General features: G+C 59.5%; 21 protein-coding genes. 16 read left to right on the top strand and 5 right to left on the bottom strand.

The window, feature by feature from the left end:
• Positions 1-67: 67 nt before the first annotated feature.
• Entirely contained in the window at positions 68-1,744 is a 1,677-nt protein-coding gene (locus IOD17_RS10340) for a GGDEF domain-containing protein (protein ID WP_233685009.1), read from the bottom strand.
• Positions 1,741-2,868: an extracellular solute-binding protein gene (locus tag IOD17_RS10335; protein WP_233685008.1), complete on the bottom strand. Its 1,128-nt coding sequence runs from the start codon at positions 2,866-2,868 to the stop codon at positions 1,741-1,743. The genes IOD17_RS10340 and IOD17_RS10335 overlap by 4 nt, the downstream gene beginning before the upstream one ends.
• Before the next feature lie 155 nt (positions 2,869-3,023).
• Between IOD17_RS10335 and IOD17_RS10330 the strand changes: the two genes are divergently transcribed.
• From IOD17_RS10330 to IOD17_RS10305, 6 genes are all read left to right on the top strand, one after another.
• Positions 3,024-4,694: a nitrite/sulfite reductase gene (locus IOD17_RS10330; protein WP_233685007.1), complete on the top strand. Its 1,671-nt coding sequence runs from the start codon at positions 3,024-3,026 to the stop codon at positions 4,692-4,694.
• Positions 4,691-5,203, top strand: coding sequence for a DUF934 domain-containing protein (locus IOD17_RS10325; RefSeq protein WP_233685006.1), 513 nt, complete (start codon positions 4,691-4,693; stop codon positions 5,201-5,203). The genes IOD17_RS10330 and IOD17_RS10325 overlap by 4 nt, the downstream gene beginning before the upstream one ends.
• Before the next feature lie 149 nt (positions 5,204-5,352).
• Positions 5,353-5,766 carry an alternative ribosome rescue aminoacyl-tRNA hydrolase ArfB gene (arfB, locus tag IOD17_RS10320; protein ID WP_233685005.1) on the top strand — a complete coding sequence of 138 codons (414 nt, stop codon included), beginning with the start codon at positions 5,353-5,355 and terminating at the stop codon, positions 5,764-5,766.
• Positions 5,767-5,851: 85 nt separating this feature from the next.
• Complete coding sequence (locus tag IOD17_RS10315; protein WP_233685004.1) at positions 5,852-6,754, top strand: LysR substrate-binding domain-containing protein; 903 nt, start codon at positions 5,852-5,854, stop codon at positions 6,752-6,754.
• A gap of 264 nt (positions 6,755-7,018) precedes the next feature.
• Positions 7,019-7,438 (top strand): YciI family protein, encoded by a 420-nt coding sequence (locus tag IOD17_RS10310; protein ID WP_233685003.1) that lies wholly within the window; start codon positions 7,019-7,021, stop codon positions 7,436-7,438.
• 31 nt (positions 7,439-7,469) lie between these two features.
• Positions 7,470-7,889, top strand: coding sequence for a VOC family protein (locus IOD17_RS10305; protein ID WP_233685002.1), 420 nt, complete (start codon positions 7,470-7,472; stop codon positions 7,887-7,889).
• Positions 7,890-7,953: 64 nt separating this feature from the next.
• Here IOD17_RS10305 and IOD17_RS10300 read toward each other — a convergent pair whose 3' ends face one another.
• Genes IOD17_RS10300 through phhA form a run of 3 tightly spaced genes read right to left on the bottom strand, consistent with a single transcriptional unit; the run spans position 7,954 to position 10,343 of the window.
• Positions 7,954-9,147, bottom strand: coding sequence for an amino acid aminotransferase (locus tag IOD17_RS10300; RefSeq protein ID WP_233685001.1), 1,194 nt, complete (start codon positions 9,145-9,147; stop codon positions 7,954-7,956).
• A complete protein-coding gene (locus IOD17_RS10295; RefSeq protein ID WP_233685000.1) occupies positions 9,144-9,497 on the bottom strand; it encodes a 4a-hydroxytetrahydrobiopterin dehydratase in 354 nt (117 codons plus the stop codon). Before IOD17_RS10295 ends, IOD17_RS10300 begins: the two co-directional genes overlap by 4 nt.
• 60 nt (positions 9,498-9,557) lie before the next feature.
• Positions 9,558-10,343 carry a phenylalanine 4-monooxygenase gene (gene phhA, locus IOD17_RS10290; RefSeq protein ID WP_233684999.1) on the bottom strand — a complete coding sequence of 262 codons (786 nt, stop codon included), beginning with the start codon at positions 10,341-10,343 and terminating at the stop codon, positions 9,558-9,560.
• Positions 10,344-10,601: 258 nt separating this feature from the next.
• Between phhA and IOD17_RS10285 the strand changes: the two genes are divergently transcribed.
• The 10 genes from IOD17_RS10285 to argR all read left to right on the top strand — a co-directional run bounded on the left by IOD17_RS10285 (position 10,602) and on the right by argR (position 22,271).
• Positions 10,602-12,155, top strand: coding sequence for a sigma-54-dependent transcriptional regulator (locus IOD17_RS10285; protein ID WP_233684998.1), 1,554 nt, complete (start codon positions 10,602-10,604; stop codon positions 12,153-12,155).
• 81 nt (positions 12,156-12,236) lie between these two features.
• Positions 12,237-13,310, top strand: coding sequence for a DUF2157 domain-containing protein (locus IOD17_RS10280; RefSeq protein WP_233684997.1), 1,074 nt, complete (start codon positions 12,237-12,239; stop codon positions 13,308-13,310).
• Positions 13,307-14,200 carry a DUF4824 family protein gene (locus IOD17_RS10275; RefSeq protein ID WP_233684996.1) on the top strand — a complete coding sequence of 298 codons (894 nt, stop codon included), beginning with the start codon at positions 13,307-13,309 and terminating at the stop codon, positions 14,198-14,200. The genes IOD17_RS10280 and IOD17_RS10275 overlap by 4 nt, the downstream gene beginning before the upstream one ends.
• 245 nt (positions 14,201-14,445) lie before the next feature.
• Entirely contained in the window at positions 14,446-16,401 is a 1,956-nt protein-coding gene (gene acs / locus IOD17_RS10270; RefSeq protein WP_233684995.1) for an acetate--CoA ligase, read from the top strand.
• Positions 16,402-16,938: 537 nt separating this feature from the next.
• Positions 16,939-17,718 (top strand): ABC transporter substrate-binding protein, encoded by a 780-nt coding sequence (locus IOD17_RS10265; RefSeq protein ID WP_233684994.1) that lies wholly within the window; start codon positions 16,939-16,941, stop codon positions 17,716-17,718.
• 195 nt (positions 17,719-17,913) lie between these two features.
• A complete protein-coding gene (locus IOD17_RS10260; RefSeq protein ID WP_233684993.1) occupies positions 17,914-18,603 on the top strand; it encodes an ABC transporter permease in 690 nt (229 codons plus the stop codon).
• Positions 18,604-18,618: 15 nt separating this feature from the next.
• Positions 18,619-19,317 (top strand): ABC transporter permease, encoded by a 699-nt coding sequence (locus IOD17_RS10255; protein ID WP_233684992.1) that lies wholly within the window; start codon positions 18,619-18,621, stop codon positions 19,315-19,317.
• Positions 19,318-19,327: 10 nt separating this feature from the next.
• The gene (locus IOD17_RS10250) at positions 19,328-20,440 is read left to right on the top strand and encodes a succinylglutamate desuccinylase/aspartoacylase family protein (protein ID WP_233684991.1); all 1,113 of its coding nucleotides are present in this window, start codon (positions 19,328-19,330) and stop codon (positions 20,438-20,440) included.
• Positions 20,441-20,458: 18 nt separating this feature from the next.
• Entirely contained in the window at positions 20,459-21,223 is a 765-nt protein-coding gene (locus tag IOD17_RS10245; protein WP_233684990.1) for an ABC transporter ATP-binding protein, read from the top strand.
• Between the two features lie 67 nt (positions 21,224-21,290).
• On the top strand, positions 21,291-22,271 hold the full coding sequence (gene argR / locus IOD17_RS10240; protein ID WP_233684989.1) for a transcriptional regulator ArgR: 981 nt from the start codon (positions 21,291-21,293) through the stop codon (positions 22,269-22,271).
• The last annotated feature ends 6 nt before the right edge of the window (positions 22,272-22,277 follow it).

Genomic DNA, 22,277 nt, shown 5'->3' with positions numbered 1-22,277 from the left:
TAGCCCGCGAGCTGGGTACAGCGTGGGCGAGGGGAAATACCCGGTTGTGGCTTCTGCGAGCAGATACTTATGTGATGTGACTGCTGGTGATTGTATTGCGGCCACTGCGTTTGGAGTTGTACATGGCGCGGTCGGCATTTTGCAGCAGCGTTTGCGCATCGCTACCGTCGTGCGGGTACAGGCTGATGCCCAGGCTGGCCCTTACCTGAAGGTCTTTACCATCAATTAACAGACGGTTTTGCAGCAGGGACAGGAGTTTCTGGGCAATTGCCATCAAGGTCGCTCGGCTTTCCACCTCGTCAAACAGGATGACGAACTCGTCACCGCCAAGACGGGCCACGGTGTCGCCACTGCGGGTCACCGAGACCAGCAGGTGCGCCACATTGCTCAGCACTTCGTCACCCGCAGCGTGTCCGTGGTTGTCGTTGATTTCCTTGAAGTGATCAAGGTCGACATAGAGCAGCCCCAATAACTTGCCACTGCGCTCTGCGTTGCTGATGGCATGCTCTAAACGATCGAAAAACAAGCGCCGATTGGGTAGCCCGGTTAATGGGTCGTTATGCGCCATGCGTTGCAGTTCTTGCTGGTTGGTGTTGAGTTCGATGATCTGGGCGAGAATTTTTTCCTGCATGGCACGGATATCCCGGGCCAGCTTGCCGAGTTCGTCCCCCCGCTCGGTTGGCAGGGGCTGAAGGCTGAGGTCTTGGCTGAAGTGGGCGATTGCCAGGCCGATTTGATTCAGCGGTCGAATCATTTGTCGCGCAAGCCACAGGGACAGGATCAGGGTGATTAGACCGAGCGCGGCAATGATCTGAATCAGGCGCTGATCGAGTGCTTGTGAGGCTTGCAGGATCTGTTTCTCGGGTACTGCTAGCCCGAGAAGCAAATGATTACTTTTGGCTTCGATGCTGATGGTCGTGAAGGCCGCAAGGCGTGTGGGCTGCTCACGCTTGGCGGGCAGGATGCCAAGCATGCTGCTGCTTTTACCGCTGAGCAGCGCAAGAATTTCCGGCAGCTGCGCTTGCAGCATGGCGACTGAACCTTGATCTTGGGACTGGTTGCGCTCGGGGTTAAGGAGTAGTTCGCCCTGGTTGTTGGCGAGAAACAGCTGGTAGTAGTCCGGTAACTCACGCTTTAGACGGCTGAATAGCGCTTTGACGTCGATGCTCAGCACGATCACCCCCACTGCACGTGGCTCGTTCGCCCAAATGGGACTGGCGATGTGCAGCGTCAAGGCTTTTTCGGGATCAAGGCGCGAAGGGGCTATTTCAGAAAAGAACTGTTGGCCGGGTAATAATTTCAGGGTTTTGAATACATAGGGGTGGTGGCCCTTTTCTTGTAAAGCACTGCTGGCAACGATGCCCTGGCGATCAACATTGATGCGTTCCAGCCCATAGTTTTTTGCTTCGATCAGGCGAATCCGTTGGTACTCGGGGTGGGCATCGAGCATGGAGGTAAACAGTGTGGCTAACTCCGCAATCTCCTTGCTGTTATTGGGTGCGTCTTGCAGCACTTCAACCGGCTGTGACTGGGCGCTCAATACTTTGAGATCACTGGCAAAACTCTCCAGGCTGATCTGCAGGTTGCGCCCCAGTACTTGATTGGCCAGCAGCAGGTCGCGTTTGGCCGCAGCAATCAAGATTTGCTTGCTGCTGCTGAGCGAGTAGTAACTGGCAAATCCGCCCAGCAGCAGGCCGAACATACAGAGCAGTACGGTGAGTTTGTTACCCAGGCGCAATTTCAAGGCAGCACCAGGTTTTCCGGGCGTTCACCGGCGAGTATGGATTTCCAGAGCCTGGCGCGGATTTCGGCGTTGGTTACCGGCTCCAGCCAAATCAGGTTCAGGGGAGCACTGGAGACTTGCAGGGTGCGCAGTGTGTTTTCCAGGCCCTGACGTTCGGTCAGGGCTCCGCTGACTTGCGGCTCCAGGCTGTAATTGATCCATTGTTCAGCCAGGTCACGGTTGGGAGTGGTGCGCGTAATGGCCCAGCAATCGAGCCAGGCGAGTGCGCCTTCCTGGGGGATGACGTAACCCACATCGGCGCCCGCATCCTGCAATAGCTTGAGTTGCTGACGACCGTAGTTGGCGTACACCAAGGCAATGGGGTTTTGCATAAAGAGGCTGACTGACTCTTCTGGCAGGCTGTAAAAACTCAGCACATTGCGGCGCAAGGCAATCAGCTTGTTAACGGCGGCGGGCATGTCTTCGTTGGGGATGACGAAGGGCGGTTTAGCCAAGGTTTGTCGGGCCAGGGAGAAGTTATGGCTGCTGCCATCATAGGCCAGTACCTGGCCTTGCCATTGCGGATCCCACAGGCTGTTGATTGAAGTCGGTGGGCTATTCATCATTTTGCGGTTATAGATCAAGCCCATCTCGCCATACACATAGGGCACCCCGTAAGCCTGCCCATCATGCATCAAACCTGGAATGTCATTGAGCTGGCGGAATTGTTGGAGCTGGCGGCTACGCTGGGTCAAGTTCGATAAGCGCAGGGGTTGCAGCAGCTGTTGCTGCACGAAGTAGCTGATTTCTGAGGTATTGGCTGCAATCACATCGTAATGTTGGCCGCCGTCCTTGCTTAACTTCAGCCGCAATTCGTCATCGTTGCCGACAAGGGTAACTTCCACATCGGCGTCATAACGTTCGGCGAAGGCGTCAACTAAGTCGGCATCGGCATAGCCGGGCCAGGCCAGCACCCGCAGCAGCGGTTTGGCCTGTAAGGGCAAGCAAAATAGGGTTAACAGGAGCAAGGTCAGGAGCGAACGGAGTGGCATAGCAATGACCTCTGTTTTTCCACAGTTTAGGTTACTCGCAGCCTTGTGCAGAAGCGCCTTTGTCCGGTTTATCTGAATGATTTTTTGAGCCATATCAATTGGCTGAGCGTACACGATTGATGCATTTCACTTCGTAGAGAAGCAGTTCGTCAGACCATCTGCTCCGTATTTTTCAGCATGATCTGCGGCTGTTTCGATATCAGCGCCACGCGCATAGTTATTGCCGTCGATAACAGCCGAGAGCGCCGATGTACCAGTACGACGAATATGACCACGCGCTGGTGCGCGAGCGGGTGGCGCAGTTTCGCGATCAGATCGAGCGGCGCATCAGGGGTGAATTGAGCGAGGAAGAGTTTCTGCCGCTGCGCCTGCAGAATGGCCTGTATATGCAGAAGCATGCCTACATGCTGCGCGTGGCGATCCCTTACGGTACGTTGGCAGCGCAGCAGATGCGAGCTTTGGCGCATATCGCCCGGCGTTACGACCGTGGTTACGGGCACTTCACCACCCGGCAGAACATTCAATTCAACTGGATCGAGCTGGAACAGGTGCCGGACATCCTCGAGTACCTGGCCAGTGTGGAAATGCATGCGATCCAGACATCCGGCAACTGCGTGCGCAATATCACCACTGAGGCGTTCGCCGGGGTTGCTGCCGATGAGTTGCTTGACCCGCGACCACTGGCGGAAATTCTTCGGCAGTGGTCGACGATCAACCCGGAGTTTCTCTACCTGCCGCGCAAGTTCAAGATTGCCTTGTGCGCCGCCGAGGAAGACCGAGCGGCGGTGATGATGCATGACATCGGTCTGTACCTGTACCGCGATGATGCCGGTGAGTTGCTGGTACGGGTCATGGTGGGTGGTGGCCTTGGGCGGACGCCAATCCTCAGTCAGCCGATTTGCGAGGCGTTGCCCTGGCGCCATCTGCTGTCCTACGTCGAGGCGATACTGCGCGTATATAACCGCTACGGTCGGCGCGACAACAAGTACAAGGCGCGCATCAAGATTCTGGTCAAGGCGCTGGGCATCGAAGCGTTCGCCCGCGAGGTCGAGGCGGAGTGGCAGCACATCAAAGACGGTCCCGCCGAGTTGACCGAGGCGGAATACCAGCGTGTCGCCGGTGCCTTTATCGCGCCGCCCTACGAGCGCCTGCCGGATGTTGACCTGGGTTTTGGCACGGCTCTGGCGCAGGATGCCGAATTTGCCCGCTGGGTGGCGCGCAATACGTTGGCGCATAAGGTGCCGGGGTATAGCGCAGTTGTGCTGTCGACCAAACCCGGGGTCAGCGCGCCACCCGGCGACGTTAACGCTGAGCAGATGGAGGCGGTGGCCGAACTCGCCGAACGCTTTGGCTTCGCCGAAATCCGTATCGCTCACGAACAGAACCTGGTCTTGCCGGATATTCGCAAACGCGACCTGTATGCCCTGTGGCAGGCGGCCAGCGCGTCCGGGTTGGCGACAGCCAACATTGGTCTGCTGACTGATGTGATCGCCTGCCCTGGCGGGGACTTCTGTTCCCTGGCTAATGCCAAGTCGATTCCGATTGCCCAGGCAATTCAGCAGCGCTTCGACGACCTCGATTACCTGCATGACCTGGGCGATATCAGCCTTAATATTTCCGGCTGCATGAACGCCTGCGGCCATCACCACATTGGCAACATCGGCATTCTCGGCGTCGATAAGAACGGCAGTGAGTGGTACCAGGTAACCATTGGCGGTGCTCAGGGCAAGGCTAGTGCCCTGGGCACGGTGATCGGCCCGTCATTCAGTGCGGCGCAGATTCCCCAGGTGATCGAGTGCCTGGTGCAAACCTTTACGGACTACCGTGAAGCCGAAGAGCGGTTTGTCGATACCGTGCAGCGTATCGGTCTGGAGCCGTTCAAGGAGCAGGTCTATCGCAAGCAGCAGGTGCCCGCATGAAGAACCTGATCAAACTGGTCAACGGCGTGCCGAGCATCCTCGACAACGACCCATGGAACCTGCTGCTGGATAGCACGGAGCCACGACTCGCTGGTCCGCTGATTCTGCCTTGGCGCATGTGGTTGGAGCGACAGGACGACGCAACCCTGTGCGGTGAACGTTTCAGCCTCGACGGCATTTGCCTGGCACCGGACGATGAGGTGGCGAGCGTAGAGCCTTATCTGGCAGTAGTACCGCTGATTGGTATCGACTTTCCGAGTTTCCGTGATGGGCGTGGTTACAGTCAGGCGTATCTGCTGCGTACCCGGTTTGGCTGGCGTGGCGAATTGCGGGCGGTGGGTGATGTGCTGCGTGATCAGCTCAGCCACATGCGCCAGTGTGGTTTCGATGCGTTTGCCGTGCGCGCAGACAAATCCGTAGAAGATGCACTCAAAGGTTTGAGGGGCATGGGCGTGTTGTATGGTCGTTCGGCGATTGAACCGCGGCCGTTATTCCGTCGCCGAGGGTAGCCGTGAGGGGGTTGCAGGGATCGCTGCAAACCCTATGCAGTCTGTTTTTGCCCATGGTTCTTTAGGTGGGTGCTTACCGGCTTTTCAAATGCCGGTACGGCACATCGGCGCGGTATCCTGTGCCTTCGCTATTCGTGAAGCCGTACCGCATGCTGATTATTTCCAACAGTGTTCATCTCCCAGACGATGAAGTCGAACTGACCGCCATCCGTGCCCAGGGCGCGGGCGGGCAGAACGTCAACAAGGTCTCCAGTGCCGTACACCTGCGCTTCGATATACAGGCGTCCAGCTTGCCGCCGTTCTACAAGGAGCGGCTGCTGGCGCTGCGCGATAGCCGCATCACTGCGGGTGGGGTGGTGATTATCAAAGCGCAGCAGTACCGCACCCAAGAGCAGAACCGGAGCGATGCCCTAGAGCGTTTGGCCGAGTTGATTCGCAGCGCCGCGAAAACCGAGAAAGCCCGCCGCCCGACCAAACCGACCCTGGGCTCGAAAAAGCGTCGCCTGGAAGGCAAGAGTATTCGCGGCACAATCAAGGCGGGGCGTGGCAAGGTCGATTTCTAGCAACTGCTGTGTGGCCGTTCCGGGCCTTGGTTATTCATGAAGTAGATAGAGTTTTCTGAGCGGCATATTTGACTACTATGCACAAATGAAAACGACCCTCGATGAACTGCTGGCTTTTGTCAGCGTGGTGGACAGTGGCTCGATCAGTGCTGCTGCCGAACAACTGACACAGACGGCCTCTGGTGTCAGCCGCGCGCTTAGCCGGCTGGAAGAAAAGCTCGATGTCACCTTGCTGCGCCGCACCACGCGGCGTTTGGAGCTGACCGAGGAGGGCCGGGCCTTTCTGGTTCAGGCGCGCAAGATTCTCGATGCGGTGGAAAGCGCCGAAGAGCAGATGAAGGTGCGCCGGCAGAAGCCTGCCGGGCGTTTGCGGGTCAATGCTGCTGCGCCGTTTATGTTGCATGTGGTCGTGCCGCTGGTGGCGGGTTTTCGGGCGCAGTACCCGGATATTCAGCTGGAGTTGCACAGCAGCGACCAGATTATCGACTTGCTGGAGCAACGTACCGATGTGGCCATTCGCATCGGTTCGCTGCGTGACTCCACCCTGCATGCGCGGTCACTGGGCAGCAATCGCCTGCGCATTCTCGCCAGCCCGACTTATCTCAGTACCCGCGGCACGCCGAAAAACGTGGAGCAACTGAGCGGGCATAGCCTGCTTGGCTTTACCCAGCCCGACAGCCTTAACCAGTGGCCGTTGCGCCATGCTCAGGGGGACAGCTACAGCATCAGCCCGAGCCTTAGCGCCTCCAGCGGTGAAACCTTACGTCAGCTGGCATTAAATGGTGGAGGGATCGTTTGCCTGGCGGACTTTATGACCGCCGCCGACCGCGCCAGTGGTGACTTGGTGCAACTGCTGGCGCGCGATACCGTCGAGGTGCGTCAGCCGATTCATGCGGTGTATTACCGCAACACTGCGCTGGCGTCGCGCATTATCTGCTTTCTCGATTACCTGAGCAGTCAGTTAGCCGAGCCTGCGCAGTTGCGCTAAGTGTTTTGCTACTCGTGTAGGAGCGGGCTTGCCCGCGAATTGAAGCAACCAGAGCAATATCGCGGCCCGGGCCGCTCCTGCCTTGTTATTGCCATCACTTGATCTGGATCTAATTCGAAATTTCTCATACGCCTGTCGATTTGCCACTTTGCCGTTCGACTACTTTATAGAACCCAGCCTTGGGTTTGCGGTCTGCCACTACAAGGGCCTGAACAAAGCCACAGCAGTAGGCTGATCAACGGACGGTCAAACGAGGACAAACGCATGCGTTTTATGGTGATGGTCAAGGCAACTGCAGATTCCGAAGCCGGCATCATGCCCAGTGAGGAACTGATGGCAGCAATGGGACGTTTCAACGAAGAGCTGGTTGAAGCCGGGGTGATGCTCGCAGGTGAGGGCCTGCACCCAAGCAGCAAGGGCGTGCGGGTGAAGTTCTCTGGTAGCCAGCGTAGCGTCACGGATGGCCCTTTTATCGAAACCAAGGAGCTGGTTGCAGGCTTCTGGCTATGGGAAGTAGCGTCGCTGGCCGAGTGCATCGAATGGGTCAAACGCTGCCCTAATCCGATGCCGAGTGATTCCGAGATTGAGATTCGTCAGATCTACACGGCCGAAGATTTCGGCGAAGCCTTTACCCCCGAGCTGCGCGAGCAGGAAGAGCGCCTGCGCGCACGGCTTGAATCTTAAATCCCAAAGAACCGTACTAAGGAGAGTGCAGATGAAGATCCATGCCTATTTGATTTTCGATGGTCAGTGCGAAGCGGCCTTTAACTATTACGCCGAATGCCTGGGCGGTTGCCTGGAGCTGATGCGCATGGGAGAAAGCCCGGAAGCGGCCAATGTGCCAGAGGCGTTTCACGACCGTGTGATGCACGTTTGCCTGACCGTGGGCGATCAGTTGCTGATGGCCTCTGACACCTTCCCCGGCATGCCGTATGAAGGCATCAAGGGCTGTTCAGTTTCACTGCAGGTGAGCAATGTGCCAGAGGCTGAGCGCTTGTACAAAGCACTGTCGGCGGGTGGCACGGTGCAGATGGAGTTGCAGCAGACCTTCTGGGCCACGCGCTTTGCCATGTTCACCGACCGCTTCGGAGTGAGCTGGATGATCAACTGCGATGTGGATGCGCAGATGGGCTAAGCGTTGCTGCTTGAGCCATCCAGGCATGGCTGCCTGGCTGGCTCAAGCTACGGCGCTACATTTTTCAGCTACATACCCGGGCAATCGCGCTGGCCAATTGATCCAGGCGCTTGGCGTCGAGCCCAGCCATATTCGCCCGACCTGAGCCGACCATATACACGCTGAACTCATCACGCAGGCGCTGCACCTGCACCGGCGACAGGCCGGTGTAAGAGAACATGCCGCGCTGCACCGCGATATGCGCAAAACGCTCGCTCAGGCCGTAAGGCTGCAGGGCTTCGACCAGGCCGCCGCGCAGGCTGGCAACGCGCTGGCGCATGGCGTCCAGTTCGCTGACCCAGAGACTGTACAGTTCAGTGTCAGCCAGGATGCTGGCGACCACTGCCGCGCCATGGGCTGGCGGGGTGGACCACAGATTGCGCGCGATAAACGCCAGCTGACTGCGCACATCCTGCAGCTTTGTCGCCGTTTCGGCGCAGACGATCAGCGCGCCGGTACGTTCGCGGTACAGGCCGAAATTCTTCGAGCAGGAACTGGTGATCAGCAGCTCAGGTAACTCGGCGGCAAACAGGCGCACGGCAAAGGCATCCTGCTCCAGGCCGTCGCCAAAACCCTGGTAAGCGAAATCAATCAGCGGCAGCAGCTCGCGGGCTTTGACCACCTCAAGTACGCGCTTCCAGTCACGCGGGGTGAGGTCGAAGCCGGTGGGGTTGTGGCAGCAGGCGTGCAGCAGCACCACATCGCCTTTGGGCACATGGGCGAGGGCGGCAATCATCGCCTCGACATTCAGCTGGTTGTCCGCGCCGACATAGGGGTAATGACCGACGCGCAGGCCAGCGGCCGCAAAGATGCTTTCGTGGATCGGCCAGGTCGGGTCGCTCAGCCAGATGCCACGGCCCGGCAGGCAGTGGGCGATAAAGTCCGCACACAGGCGCAGCGCTCCGGTGCCGCCAGGAGTCTGGGTGGCGCCAGCACGTTCAGCCAGCAGCGGGTTGTCCGCACCCAATACAAGCTGGCTAAGCAGACTGCCAAACAGTGGGTCGCCGTGGCCGCCGATATAGCTCTTGGTGGTTTCGCTTTCCACCAGCCGTTGCTCAGCCCGCTTTACCGATCGCGGTATTGGCGTCAGGCCCTGAGCGTCCTTGTACACACCCACGCCGAGGTCGAGCTTGGCCGGGTTGCGATCTGCGCGATAGGCGTCCATCAGGCCGAGAATCGGGTCGCCGGGTACGCGGTTGATGCTCTGGAAATGGCTCACTTGCGACCCTCGGCACTGGCGGCCAGTACATCGGTGCGCGCCGCCATGATGAAGTCATTGCGGTGCAGGCCGCGCATCTCATGGCTCCACCAGGTCACGGTAACCTTGCCCCATTCGGTAAGCAGCGCCGGATGGTGGCCAACTTCCTCGGCAATCTCGCCGACTGCGTTGGTAAAGGCCAGGGCATGGCGGAAGGTGCGGAACAGGTACACCCGCTCCAGCTCCATATGGTCGCCGCGCACTTCGATGTTCCAGTCCGGAATTTCGCGGATCAGTACGGCCAGTTCCTCATCGCTGACTTTCGGCGCATCGGCGCGGCAGGCTTCGCATTGGGCTTGGGCAAGGGACATGGGGATTCTCCAAGGGTCAAAAGTGAGCCGTAGGATGGGTGTCGGGCCATCCTACAAAGGTTATGCCGCTTTCGGCGGAAACTTCGGCGCATGCAAGCCCAGCTGCATGGCCTGACGCACCATGGTCATGATGTCTTCATGGGTCAGTTCGAACAGGCGCTTGAGTTCGGGCAGGACGAAATACAGGGGTTGCAGGATATCGATGCGATATGGCGTGCGCATTGCCTCGATCGGGTCGAAGGCCAGGTGCTGCGGCGTATCGGACAGGCAGTACAGGGTTTCTTTCGGCGAGGAAAGGATGCCGCCGCCGTAAATGCGTTGCCCCTGACTGGTGTCGAGCAGGCCGAATTCGATAGTCAGCCAGTACAGCCGGGCCAGGTACACGCGCTCTTCCTTAGTGGCAGCCAGACCGAGCTTGCCGTAGGTATGGGTGAATTCGGCGAACCAGGGGTTGGTCAGCAGGGGGCAGTGGCCGAAGATCTCGTGGAAGATGTCCGGCTCCTGCAGGTAGTCCAACTCCTCCGGCGTGCGAATAAAAGTGGCCACCGGAAATTGCTTGCTGGCCAGCAGTTCGAAGAAGGTCTGGAAGGGAATCAGCGCCGGCACCCGCGCTACGCGCCAGCCAGTAGTGGCTTGCAGCACCTGGTTGATCTCGCCGAGCTGCGGGATGCGCTCATGGGGCAGACCAAGCTGCTCGATGCCGTCCAGGTATTCCTGGCAGGCGCGGCCTTCGATCACCTTGAGCTGGCGGGTGATCAGGGTGTTCCACACCTGATGCTCGGCCTCCGGGTAATGAATAAAGCCACTGTCATCCGGTTCGCGCGCCAGGTATTGCGTGCTCTTCATCGCTGCCTCCTGCTGGTGCTTTGTTGTTTTATTGGATTCAGGAATACGCCAGGCCGCGCGGTTATGCAGCCCAGGGCTGAGTCTGGTGCAGGAGGAAAGGGTGGTTATTTCGTAAAGAAATGGTTACGTGCGTGGCGATATGCCGAAGCATCGTCTTGCTGCTGCGCTAAGCTGTCACATATTCTTGACGAATAATCCGCCGCCTGCGTCGATTTTTCCGCGTTGCGGCCTAACAAGAAGCCTGATCAGAGCCCTGCCATGCGTATCAAAGTCCACTGCCAGAACCGAATTGGCATCCTGCGCGACATCCTCAACCTGCTGGTCGAATACGGCATCAACGTTGCCCGTGGCGAGGTCGGTGGCGAGCAGGGCAACGCCATCTACCTGCACTGCCCGAACCTGATCAACCTGCAATTCCAGTCGCTACGGCCGAAATTTGAGGCGATTTCCGGGGTATTCGGCGTCAAGCGTGTCGGCCTGATGCCCAGCGAGCGCCGCCATCTGGAACTGAATGCACTGCTCGGCGCGCTGGATTTCCCGGTGTTGTCGATTGATATGGGCGGCAGCATCGTTGCCGCTAACCGCAGCGCCGCACAGCTGTTGGGCGTGCGGGTGGATGAGGTGCCGGGCATACCGCTGTCGCAGTATGCCGAGGATTTCGACTTGCCGGAGCTGGTGCGGGCCAACAAGTCGCGGATCAACGGCTTGCGGGTGAAAGTGAAGGGCGATGTGTTTCTCGCTGATATCGCGCCATTGCAAACCGAGCATGACGAGAGCGATGCCATGGCCGGCGCGGTGTTGACCCTTCACCGCGCGGACCGTGTAGGGGAGCGCATCTACAACGTGCGCAAGCAGGAGCTGCGCGGTTTCGATTCGATCTTCCAGAGTTCCAAGGTGATGGCTGCGGTGGTGCGTGAGGCGCGGCGTATGGCCCCGCTGGACGCGCCGCTGTTGATCGAAGGCGAGACCGGCACCGGCAAGGAGCTGCTGGCCCGTGCTTGCCACTTGGCCAGCCCGCGTGGGCAGTCGCCGTTTATGGCGCTGAACTGTGCGGGCCTGCCGGAATCCATGGCCGAAACCGAGCTGTTTGGCTACGGCCCCGGTGCTTTCGAGGGCGCGCGCCCGGAAGGCAAACTCGGCCTGTTGGAGCTGACTGCTGGCGGCACGCTGTTCCTCGATGGTGTTGGCGAGATGAGCCCGCGTTTACAGGCCAAGTTGCTGCGTTTTCTGCAAGACGGTTGCTTCCGCCGGGTCGGCAGTGATGAAGAGGTCTATCTGGATGTGCGGGTGATCTGCGCCACCCAGGTCGATCTGTCCGAGCTCTGCGCCAAGGGCGAGTTCCGTCAGGATCTGTATCACCGCCTTAACGTGCTCAGCCTGCATATTCCGCCGCTGCGTGAATGCCTGGATGGTTTGCCGCCGTTGGTGGAGCACTTTCTTGATCAGGCCAGCCGGCAGATTGGCTGTCCGCTACCCAAACTGGCTCCGCAGGTGCTGGACAAACTCAGCCATTACCACTGGCCGGGTAACGTCCGTCAGTTGGAGAACGTATTGTTCCAGGCTGTTTCGCTGTGCGATGGCGGCACGGTCAAGGGCGAACATATCCGCCTGCCGGATTACGGCGCCCCGCAGCCGCTGGGCGAGTTCTCGGTGGAGGGCGGTTTGGACGATATTCTGGGGCGTTTCGAGAAAGCCGTGCTGGAGCGCTTGTTCCACGATCATCCGAGCAGCCGTCAGTTGGGTAAACGCCTGGGCGTGTCGCACACCACCATCGCCAACAAGCTGCGGCAGCATGGGCTGGGCAAGGAGTAGGGCGCGATCCTCGAAGGCCGTAGGGTTTAGCGCTAGAGTGTGCTGAGTCGCCCACGCTGGGGTACTGCCGCAAGGATTGCCATGTCGAACATAAACCGCAGTGATGCCCAACAACGCGCCGATGATATCGGCGTGTTCAACCGTGAGCTGGCGCGTCTGGAGGCTGATCAGGTACTGAGCCTGAGCGATGCCCAGCGCAGTAACCTGCATGCTTATCAGCAGCAGCTGTTAAACAGCTACCTGAGCGCTTTTGATATCGATCACAGCAACCAGGCCCGGCAATTGTCGCTGGGTATGCGCATTGCCTCGTTCCTGGGCGCGCTGGCGTTGGCCGCCAGTGTGTTTTTTCTGTTCTATCAGTTCTGGGGATTGTTCGGCACCCGGAGCCAGGTGACGATTCTGCTGAGCGCGAGCCTCGCCTCGTTCGGTTTGACGCTATGGGTTCAGCGCCTCGACAGCTCGGGCTACTTCAGCAAGCTGGCGGCGCTGGTGGCCTTTACCTGTTTCGTGCTGAACATCGTCATGCTTGGGCAGATATTCAATATCACCCCATCAAACAATGCCTTGCTGCCCTGGGCGCTTTACGCGCTGCTGCTGGCCTATGCCTGTGGTGCGCGGCTGCTGTTGGCGGCAGGGCTCAGTTGCATGCTGGCGTTTGTGGCGGCGCGCATTGGCAGTTGGGATGGCATCTACTGGCTGGGTTTTGCCCAGCGTCCGGAGAACTTCATCCCGGCAGCGCTGCTGATCTTCGTGCTGCCGCTGCTGCTTGATCAGCGCCGCTTCGATGGCTTTGCCGTGATCTATCGGGTATTTGGTTTGCTCGGGGTATTTCTGCCGGTACTGGTGCTGGCGTACTGGGGCGCGGCCAGTTACCTGGATTGGCCGGAAGAGGTGATCGAAACGGCTTACCAGTCGGCCGGCTTTATCCTGGCAGCGTTGGTGATCTGGCTGGGTGTGCGTCGTGACTGGACGGAGGTGGTTAACACCGGGCTGAGCTTTTTTGTGATCTTCCTCTACACCAAGCTGTTCGACTGGTGGTGGGACAGCATGCCCAAGTACCTGTTCTTCCTGGTGCTGGGCCTGAGTGCGGTGCTGATTTTGCTGGTGCTGCGGCGCTTGCGCAGTCGCCATGGGCTGCTGGGAGGTGGGCAATGAAGCGTGCACGTTACCTGATTGCCGGCCTGCTGCTGATTGGCCTGGTCAATGCCATTGTGTTGCTGGGCGCGGCATGGAACCGCCAGGAGCCCGCAGAAAGCAGCTTGCGACTGAGCGAGCGCGAGTTGGGCAATACCTACGCCTATTGGCGCAAGGACAACAGCAGCCTGACGCTGCGCTTGGATTACCGCTGGCCCAGTCGCGACAGCGAAAATACCTACCTGTCGATCAGCGTCGAGAAAATGGCCGAGCTGGGGTTTGCCTTGCCTGGCGAGCTGAATGATGAAGGCGTACGCCGTTATCGCCGACAACTGGACCGTGATGCATTGCTGGTGCTGGAACTCGATGGCCCGGCCTATCAGCGTGAGGTGGCCCTGGCCCAGGCGGCCCATGCCGAGGCTGTGCGCCTGGCCAGGTCCGTACCCGACAGCCAGAAGCTGCGCGAGGCGGCGGAGTATGCCGGCAAGATGCTTGAGCAAGAACAGCAGCGCGCCAGTCGCTTGTTGGTGGTGGATGTCGGGCTCGATCAGCAGGCACTGCGCGCGCGTTATCCGGATCGTCAGCGCTATGCCATCGTGCGCGCGATAGTCGAGGCGCAGGCCAGCAGCACGGTCATGCCATGGACGGGCGAGGGCGACGACCCGCGTCCGCAAGCGCAGCGCTGGGTCTGGCAGTTCGGCGGCTCGGCCGAAACCCCGGGCCTGCAGAGCCTCAATGTGCCGCAGCGCTGGCATGCGACCTTTGCCAACCTGAAGGAATACGACGAGCAAACAGATCAGGGGCATGCCAAACGCTTTAACGCCGAACTGGCCTTTGGCCGGCGCCTGGAACCCTGGTTTGTCGAGTTGGCAGCACGCGAACAGGAGCTACCTACGACCAAGGTGCAATAGCTCGCGGGACGCGGGCGGGGGAGACTGCAGGTGTTCCAATCCTGCGTGGTTTGGATGCAAGCGTTTCTCCATTCCTCCCCCGGAATGAATTGGGTGGCGACCTCTCGGGTCGCCTTTTTTTTTGCCCGCGAAAACCCCTAAGACTATCGTCGCAGAGCGTTAAGACCATGGTCGAATGGCCCTCCGGTAGGGGGCTGGCTACAAAATGGCACATAGAACAACAACTACCCACCGAGGTGTTTCTGATGAGTGCTGCGTCCTTGTATCCCGTGCGCCCGGAGGTGGCGGCCCAGTCGCTGACTGATGAGGCAACCTATAAAGCCATGTACCAGCAGTCGGTGATCAACCCCGACGGGTTCTGGCGTGAGCAGGCCAAGCGCATCGACTGGATCAAGCCGTTCACCAAGGTCAAACAGACATCCTTTGACGATCACCACGTGGATATCAAGTGGTTCGCCGATGGCACCCTCAACGTTTCCTACAACTGCCTGGATCGTCACCTGGCAGAGCGTGGCGATCAGGTAGCAATCATCTGGGAAGGTGACGACCCATCCGAGCATCAGGAAATCACCTACCGCCAGCTGCACGAGCAGGTGTGCAAGTTCGCCAATGCCCTGCGCGGCCAGGACGTGCACCGTGGCGATGTGGTGACCATCTACATGCCGATGATCCCGCAAGCGGTGGTGGCGATGCTGGCCTGCACCCGTATTGGCGCTATCCATTCGGTGGTGTTCGGTGGCTTCTCTCCCGAGGCCCTGGCCGGGCGCATCATCGACTGCCAGTCCAAGGTGGTGATTACCGCTGATGAGGGCCTGCGCGGCGGCAAGAAAACTCCGCTGAAAGCCAACGTTGATGACGCGCTGACCAACCCGGAAACCAGCAGCGTGCAGAAGGTCATCGTCTGCAAGCGCACCGCCAGCCCGATCAAGTGGAACCAGCACCGCGATATTTGGTACGAAGATCTGATGGCCGTGGCCTCCAGTCACTGCGCACCGAAGGAAATGGGCGCCGAGGAAGCGCTGTTTATCCTCTACACCTCGGGCTCCACCGGTAAGCCGAAAGGCGTGCAGCACACCACTGGTGGTTATCTGGTGTATGCCGCACTGACCCATGAGCGGGTGTTCGACTACAAACCGGGCGATGTTTATTGGTGCACCGCCGACGTGGGTTGGGTCACCGGCCACAGCTATATCGTCTACGGCCCGCTGGCCAATGGTGCGACTACGCTGCTGTTCGAGGGCATCCCTAACTACCCGGATATCACCCGCGTGTCGAAGATCGTCGACAAGCACAAGGTCAATATCCTCTACACCGCACCGACCGCGATCCGCGCCATGATGGCCCAGGGTGATGCCGCGGTGGCCGGTGCCGATGGTTCCAGCCTGCGCCTGCTCGGCTCGGTCGGTGAGCCGATCAACCCGGAAGCCTGGAGCTGGTACTACAAGACTGTCGGTCAGGAGCGTTGCCCGATTGTCGATACCTGGTGGCAAACCGAAACCGGCGGTATTCTGATCAGCCCGTTGCCGGGTGCCACCGCACTCAAGCCTGGCTCGGCGACCCGTCCGTTCTTCGGCGTGCAACCAGCGCTGGTGGACAATCTGGGTAACCTGATCGAGGGTGCTGCCGAAGGCAACTTGGTGATCATCGACTCCTGGCCGGGTCAGGCGCGTACTTTGTACGGCGATCACGACCGTTTCGTTGACACCTACTTCAAGACCTTCAAGGGCATGTATTTCACCGGTGACGGCGCGCGTCGCGACGAAGACGGTTATTACTGGATCACGGGTCGTGTCGATGACGTGCTCAACGTATCCGGGCACCGCATGGGCACCGCGGAAATCGAAAGCGCCATGGTCGCCCACCCGAAAGTCGCCGAGGCTGCCGTGGTTGGCGTGCCGCATGACATCAAAGGGCAGGGCATTTATGTCTACGTCACCTTGAATGGTGGCGAGCAGCCATCCGAGCAATTGCGCCAGGAGTTGAAAAACTGGGTGCGCAAGGAGATTGGCCCGATTGCCTCACCGGACGTGATTCAGTGGGCCCCAGGTCTGCCGAAAACCCGCTCGGGCAAGATCATGCGCCGTATCCTGCGCAAGATCGCAACCGCCGAATACGATGCACTCGGCGATATCTCCACGCTGGCCGATCCTGGCGTGGTGCAGCACCTTATCGACACTCACCGCGACATGCAGGCTGCCTGACTTCGGTTGAAACGCCTGTAAACAGCGCCCTGTCTCGGCCACAAGCCGGGCAGGGCGTTGTGCGTTGTAGGCTGTTATCGATTTTCATCTGGGTAGTCGGCTGTCACCAGGGTGTAACAGGGTGCACTTTTGTGGGGTGTGTGGGAACGTTTTGCGTCAAAATGGAGCAGCAATTTATCCGTGCTGTAAAATAAAATCACCGAAGAAACCGCATAACCAGTGGCCTTTGCAAGATTGGGCGCGTTAATTGCTTTATCTACTGGTTTACTGTCTTTTCTGTCTCTGCATGTTTTTCAGGGGCTGTCAATATCCTCGCTATACCCGTCCGGGTCTTTTGTAATTACTTGTCGCATTGAAGAAATATCGACTTTCGAGCTGTCGCTAGAATGCCGCTCACCCGGCTGGGGCCGTCCGGTGTTTGCGCAGTGCGCAGCTTGGCGGTGACTCACTACAATTCATAAACGGCTGGATGCGCTGCAACTCTCGCTGCCATTGTCCAATTCACGTTGGGCCATACCCATTCGAAGGAGTCACAAGATGAAGAAGATTGCACTTCTCGGCGCATTGGCGCTGTCCATGCTGTCGCCGCTGGCCATGGCCGACGATGCCAAGCCTCTGCGTATCGGTATCGAAGCAGCTTACCCGCCGTTTGCCTTCAAAACTCCTGAAGGTGCCATCAGCGGTTTTGACTACGACATCGGCGTCGCCCTGTGCGAAGAGATGAAAGTGGAATGCAAATGGATCGAGCAGGAATTCGACGGCCTGATCCCCGCGCTGAAAGTGCGCAAGTTCGACGCCGTACTGTCGTCGATGAGCATTACCGAAGATCGCCTGAAGTCGGTTGATTTCAGCGGCAAGTACTACCAGACCCCGGGCAAGCTGGCGATGAAGGCCGGCACCGTGATCAACGACCCGCTGGTGGATCTGAAAGGCAAAAAAGTTGGCGTACAGCGCGCCTCCACCTATGACCGTTACGCCACCGATATCTTTGCTCCTGCCGGTGTCGAGATCGTGCGTTACAGCTCGCAGAACGAAGCCTTCCTTGATCTGGCTTCCGGCCGCCTGGACGCCACCTTTGCTGACGTTGTGAATATCGACGATGGTTTTATCAAGACTGACGCCGGTAAAGGCTTCGCCCTGGTAGGCCCGGACTTCGCCGACGAGAAATATATCGGTATGGGCGCCGGCATTGCTGTGCGTAAAGGCGACAAGGCCCTGGCTGACAAGATCAGTGCTGCCATCCTGGCCATCCGTGCCAACGGCAAGTACAAGGAAGTGCAGGACAAGTACTTTGATTTCAACGTCTACGGCGAGTGATTGAGTTCGCTTGATCGCTTGCATTGAAAGTGGCGCAAACTGGCTTCAACCGAATGTTTGCGCCATTTTTTTTGTGACCAGCAGCCCGTGCTGGTGACCCTTCAGGCCGTCGCGGAGCGACGTGAAAATTGCTCCCGGTACTATTTTTGTTGTACTCCCAGGCGCCTCGCGGCGTTTGCATGAGGTAAGCAGAGCATGCTCAACGGCTACGGCTCGACCATTCTGGAGGGTGCCTGGCTCACCCTGATTCTGGCGCTCACATCCATGGCCGTGGCCATCGTCTTGGGTCTGCTGGGTGCGGCGTTTCGCCTGTCGCCGATCAAGTGGCTGGCGCTGCTGGGTGAAACCTACGCTACGGTAATCCGCGGGATTCCCGATCTGGTGCTGATCCTGCTGATCTTCTACGGCGGCCAGGACATGGTGAACCGTATCGCGCCGCTGCTCGGCTACGACGACTACATCGATATCAACCCCTTTATTGCCGGCGTGTTCACCATGGGTTTTATCTTTGGTGCTTACCTGTCGGAGACCTTCCGCGGCGCCTTTATGGCCATCCCCAAAGGTCAGGCCGAAGCCGGTGCGGCATACGGCATGAGTGGCATGCAGGTGTTCTTCCGCATTCTGGTGCCGCAGATGATTCGCTTCGCCATTCCGGGCTTCACCAACAACTGGTTGGTGCTGACCAAAGCCACCGCACTGATTTCCGTGGTGGGGCTGCAGGACATGATGTTCAAGGCGAAAAGCGCCGCTGATGCCACCCGCGAGCCGTTTACCTTCTACCTGGCCGTGGCGGCCCTGTATCTGGTGCTGACCAGCGTGTCGCTGCTGGCCTTGCGTTACCTGGAAAAACGTTACTCGGTCGGCATCAAAGCCGCTGATCTGTAAGCGGGGAGCGCAGCGATGATCTTTGACTACAACGTAATCCTGGAAAACCTGCCGCTGTACTTTGGTGGCGTGCTGGTGACCCTGAAAATTCTGCTGATTTCCCTGGCCTGTGGCCTGGCCCTGGCCATTCCTCTGGGCCTGATGCGCGTGTCCAAATCGGCGCTGGTCAACTTCCCGGCCTGGCTCTACACCTATGTGATTCGCGGCACGCCGATGCTGGTGCAGCTGTTTCTCATCTATTACGGCCTGGCGCAGTTCGAGGTCGTGCGTGAGAGTGCGCTGTGGCCGTACTTCTCCAGTGCCACCTTCTGTGCCTGCCTGGCGTTTGCCATCAACACCAGCGCCTACAGCGCGGAAATTCTCGCCGGCAGCCTCAAAGCCACACCGCATGGTGAGATCGAAGCCGCCAAGGCCATGGGCATGTCGCGCTTCAAGCTGTACCGCCGCATCCTCCTGCCGTCGGCCCTGCGCCGCGCACTGCCGCAGTACAGCAACGAAGTGATCATGATGCTGCACACCACCTCGCTGGCCTCGATCGTCACCCTGATCGACATCACCGGCGCGGCGCGCACCGTCAGTTCGCAGTACTACCTGCCGTTCGAGGCGTTTATTACGGCCGGCCTGTTCTACCTGTGCCTGACCTTTATCCTCGTACGCCTGTTCAAGCTGGCCGAACGCCGCTGGCTGGCCTACCTGGCCCCGCGAAAGGCCTGAGGAACAGAGCATGCAGCGTATCGATCATCCACTGCCCTGGGGCTGCCCCGGAACCGAGCGCCGTTTGAGCGTGTTCCGTTTTGGCCACGGCCCGTGCAAGGCCTATATCCAGGCCTCGCTGCATGCCGATGAGCTGCCGGGTATGCGCGTGGCGGTGGAGCTCAAGCGCCGTATACGTGAGCTGGAAGCCCAGGGGCGGCTGACCGGGGTGATCGAACTGGTACCGGTGGCCAACCCGATTGGTCTGGGGCAGATGTTCCAGGCCAGCCATCAGGGCCGCTTCGAACTGGGCAGCGGGAAGAACTTCAACCGCGACTTCCCTGACCTGGCGGCTGCCATTGCACCGGCATTGCACGGCTGTCTAGGGCCGGACGGGCCGAGCAATGTACGGATGATCCGTACGGCCATGCTCGCTGCGCTGGACGCCTTGCCTCCCGCAGGCTCAGAGCTGCAAGGCATGCAGCGCCTATTGCTGAAACATGCCTGCGATGCCGATGTGGTGCTCGACCTGCACTGTGATTTCGATGCTGCCGTGCATCTGTACCTGCTGCCGCAGCAATGGCCACAGCTGCGCACCCTGGCCGCCCGTTTGCAGGCCGGTGCGGCGCTGACCGTCGAGGATTCCGGCGGCAATTCCTTTGATGAGGCCTGTGCCTTGCCCTGGGTCAATCTGGCGCGGCAGTTTCCTCAGGCAGTGGTGCCAATGGCCAGCCTGGCGGTGACTGTCGAGCTGGGCGGCATGGCCGATACCGGTAAACCGCAGGCCGAGGCCAGCGCCGAAAGCATTCTGGCGTTCCTTGCCGAACAGGGCCTGATCGCCGGTGACTGGCCGGCCGCGCCCGCGGAAAGCTGTGAGGCCACGCCCTTTGCCGGCGCACAGTATGTGTATGCGCCGCATGCCGGGGTGGTGAGTTTTCTGCAACCGGTGGGCGCGCGGGTTAAGGCCGGTGATCCCCTGTTTGAGGTGATCGATCCGTTGGACGATCGCCACACCACTGTCTGCGCGGCCACAGACGGTGTGCTCTATGCGCGCGAACGGTTGCGTTTTGCCCAGCCCGGTTTGTGGTTGGCCAAGGTGGCCGGTCGTACCCCTATTCGCCAGGGTCGCTTGCTCAGCGACTGATTCAAGAGAGTGGAAACCATGTACAAACTTGAAGTTCAGGATCTGCACAAGCGCTACGGCAGCCACGAAGTATTGAAAGGCGTGTCACTGGCAGCCAAGGCCGGCGATGTGATCAGCATTATCGGTTCCAGTGGTTCCGGTAAAAGTACCTTCCTGCGCTGCATCAACCTGCTGGAGCAACCGCACGGCGGCAAGATTCTGCTCAACAACGAAGAGCTGAAACTGGTGGCCAACAAGGACGGTGGCCTGAAAGCCGCTGATCCCAAGCAGTTGCAGCGTATGCGCTCGCGTCTGTCGATGGTGTTTCAGCACTTCAACCTGTGGTCGCACATGAACGTGTTGGAAAACGTCATGGAAGCTCCGGTGCACGTGCTCGGTATGAGCAAGAAGGACGCCCTGGAAAAAGCCGAGTACTACCTGAACAAGGTGGGCGTGGCCCATCGTAAAGATGCCTACCCGGCACATATGAGTGGCGGCGAGCAGCAGCGTGTGGCGATTGCCCGTGCCCTGGCCATGGAGCCTGAGGTGATGCTGTTCGACGAGCCGACTTCGGCGCTGGACCCGGAGCTGGTGGGTGAAGTGTTGAAGGTTATGCAGGATCTGGCGCAGGAAGGCCGCACCATGGTTGTGGTGACCCACGAAATGGGCTTTGCCCGTGAGGTGTCCAACCAGTTGGTGTTCCTCCACAAAGGCGTGGTGGAAGAGCGTGGTTGCCCGAAAGAAGTGCTGGCCAATCCACAATCCGAACGTCTGCAGCAGTTCCTTTCTGGCAGTCTCAAATAACCCGCGGCAACATCTGCACGCATCCGAGCTATGCCCATAATCGCCAACAGAGCCTAAACTGCCCCCCATGAATGCCCACCGAATTGGCTTCCTGCTTTGGCCCAACACCAAGCCCCTGACCCTGGCCTTGGCGGAAGAAGCGCTGCGCGTTGCCCAGCGCGTGCACCCCGAGGTGGTCTACGAGCTGCTGTTTCTGCAGGCTGAAGCACCGCTTGAAGGTGCGTGGCGGCTGCCGGGGGAATCCTGGGTGGGCAAGCTGGAAGGCTGCCAGAAGCTCTTTCTGCTCGCCGATGAGCCACCGGGGCCGATGCCTGCTGCGCTCTCCGCCGCGCTCAAGCAACTGGTGCGCAGCGGTTGTGTGATCGGCGCGATTGCCGCCGGGGTCTACCCGCTGGCACAGCTCGGCTTGCTCGATGGCTACCGCGCCTCGGTGCACTGGCGCTGGCAGGATGATTTCAGCGAGCGTTTCCCCAAGGTGATTGCCACCAGTCATCTGTTCGACTGGGACCGTGATCGCCTCACCGCCTGTGGCGGTTTGGCTGTGCTTGATCTGCTGCTGGCCCTTCTGGCCCGTGATCACGGTGCGGAGCTGGCCGGTGCGGTTTCCGAAGAGTTGGTGGTTGAACGCATCCGTGAAGGCGGCGAGCGCCAGCGCATTCCGCTGCAGAACCGTCTGGGCTCCAGCCACCCCAAGCTGACCCAGGCCGTGTTGCTGATGGAAGCCAATATCGAAGAGCCGCTGACCACCGACGAAATTGCCCAGCACGTGTGCGTGTCGCGGCGTCAGCTGGAACGCATCTTCAAGCAGTACCTCAACCGCGTGCCCAGCCAGTACTACCTGGAACTACGCCTGAACAAGGCGCGCCAGTTGCTGATGCAAACCAGCAAATCGATCATCCAGATCGGCCTGTCCTGCGGCTTCTCCTCCGGCCCGCATTTCTCCAGCGCCTACCGCAACTTCTTCGGTGCCACACCGCGTGAAGACCGTAACCAGCGGCGCAGCAACAGCCCCTTCGAGCTGACGTCGACGCCCATCGAGCGCGGCTGATTTTTC

This window comes from Pseudomonas anguilliseptica (assembly GCF_021375795.1).
Classification (GTDB): domain Bacteria; phylum Pseudomonadota; class Gammaproteobacteria; order Pseudomonadales; family Pseudomonadaceae; genus Aquipseudomonas; species Aquipseudomonas anguilliseptica_A.
This window is presented reverse-complemented; position numbering and strand designations above follow the sequence as displayed.

What these genes read in the sequence shown, in the direction of transcription:
- IOD17_RS10325 (WP_233685006.1), top strand. Translation starts at nt 4,691, where the DNA reads ATGAAGAACCTGATCAAACTGGTCAACGGCGTGCCGAGCATCCTCGAC.
- IOD17_RS10295 (WP_233685000.1), bottom strand. Translation starts at nt 9,497, where the DNA reads ATGTCCCTTGCCCAAGCCCAATGCGAAGCCTGCCGCGCCGATGCGCCG.
- IOD17_RS10335 (WP_233685008.1), bottom strand. Translation starts at nt 2,868, where the DNA reads ATGGCTCAAAAAATCATTCAGATAAACCGGACAAAGGCGCTTCTGCAC.
- argR (WP_233684989.1), top strand. Translation starts at nt 21,291, where the DNA reads ATGAATGCCCACCGAATTGGCTTCCTGCTTTGGCCCAACACCAAGCCC.
- phhA (WP_233684999.1), bottom strand. Translation starts at nt 10,343, where the DNA reads ATGAAGAGCACGCAATACCTGGCGCGCGAACCGGATGACAGTGGCTTT.
- IOD17_RS10280 (WP_233684997.1), top strand. Translation starts at nt 12,237, where the DNA reads ATGTCGAACATAAACCGCAGTGATGCCCAACAACGCGCCGATGATATC.
- IOD17_RS10275 (WP_233684996.1), top strand. Translation starts at nt 13,307, where the DNA reads ATGAAGCGTGCACGTTACCTGATTGCCGGCCTGCTGCTGATTGGCCTG.
- IOD17_RS10255 (WP_233684992.1), top strand. Translation starts at nt 18,619, where the DNA reads ATGATCTTTGACTACAACGTAATCCTGGAAAACCTGCCGCTGTACTTT.
- IOD17_RS10265 (WP_233684994.1), top strand. Translation starts at nt 16,939, where the DNA reads ATGAAGAAGATTGCACTTCTCGGCGCATTGGCGCTGTCCATGCTGTCG.
- acs (WP_233684995.1), top strand. Translation starts at nt 14,446, where the DNA reads ATGAGTGCTGCGTCCTTGTATCCCGTGCGCCCGGAGGTGGCGGCCCAG.
- IOD17_RS10315 (WP_233685004.1), top strand. Translation starts at nt 5,852, where the DNA reads ATGAAAACGACCCTCGATGAACTGCTGGCTTTTGTCAGCGTGGTGGAC.
- IOD17_RS10310 (WP_233685003.1), top strand. Translation starts at nt 7,019, where the DNA reads ATGCGTTTTATGGTGATGGTCAAGGCAACTGCAGATTCCGAAGCCGGC.
- IOD17_RS10260 (WP_233684993.1), top strand. Translation starts at nt 17,914, where the DNA reads ATGCTCAACGGCTACGGCTCGACCATTCTGGAGGGTGCCTGGCTCACC.
- IOD17_RS10330 (WP_233685007.1), top strand. Translation starts at nt 3,024, where the DNA reads ATGTACCAGTACGACGAATATGACCACGCGCTGGTGCGCGAGCGGGTG.
- IOD17_RS10245 (WP_233684990.1), top strand. Translation starts at nt 20,459, where the DNA reads ATGTACAAACTTGAAGTTCAGGATCTGCACAAGCGCTACGGCAGCCAC.
- IOD17_RS10250 (WP_233684991.1), top strand. Translation starts at nt 19,328, where the DNA reads ATGCAGCGTATCGATCATCCACTGCCCTGGGGCTGCCCCGGAACCGAG.
- arfB (WP_233685005.1), top strand. Translation starts at nt 5,353, where the DNA reads ATGCTGATTATTTCCAACAGTGTTCATCTCCCAGACGATGAAGTCGAA.
- IOD17_RS10305 (WP_233685002.1), top strand. Translation starts at nt 7,470, where the DNA reads ATGAAGATCCATGCCTATTTGATTTTCGATGGTCAGTGCGAAGCGGCC.
- IOD17_RS10285 (WP_233684998.1), top strand. Translation starts at nt 10,602, where the DNA reads ATGCGTATCAAAGTCCACTGCCAGAACCGAATTGGCATCCTGCGCGAC.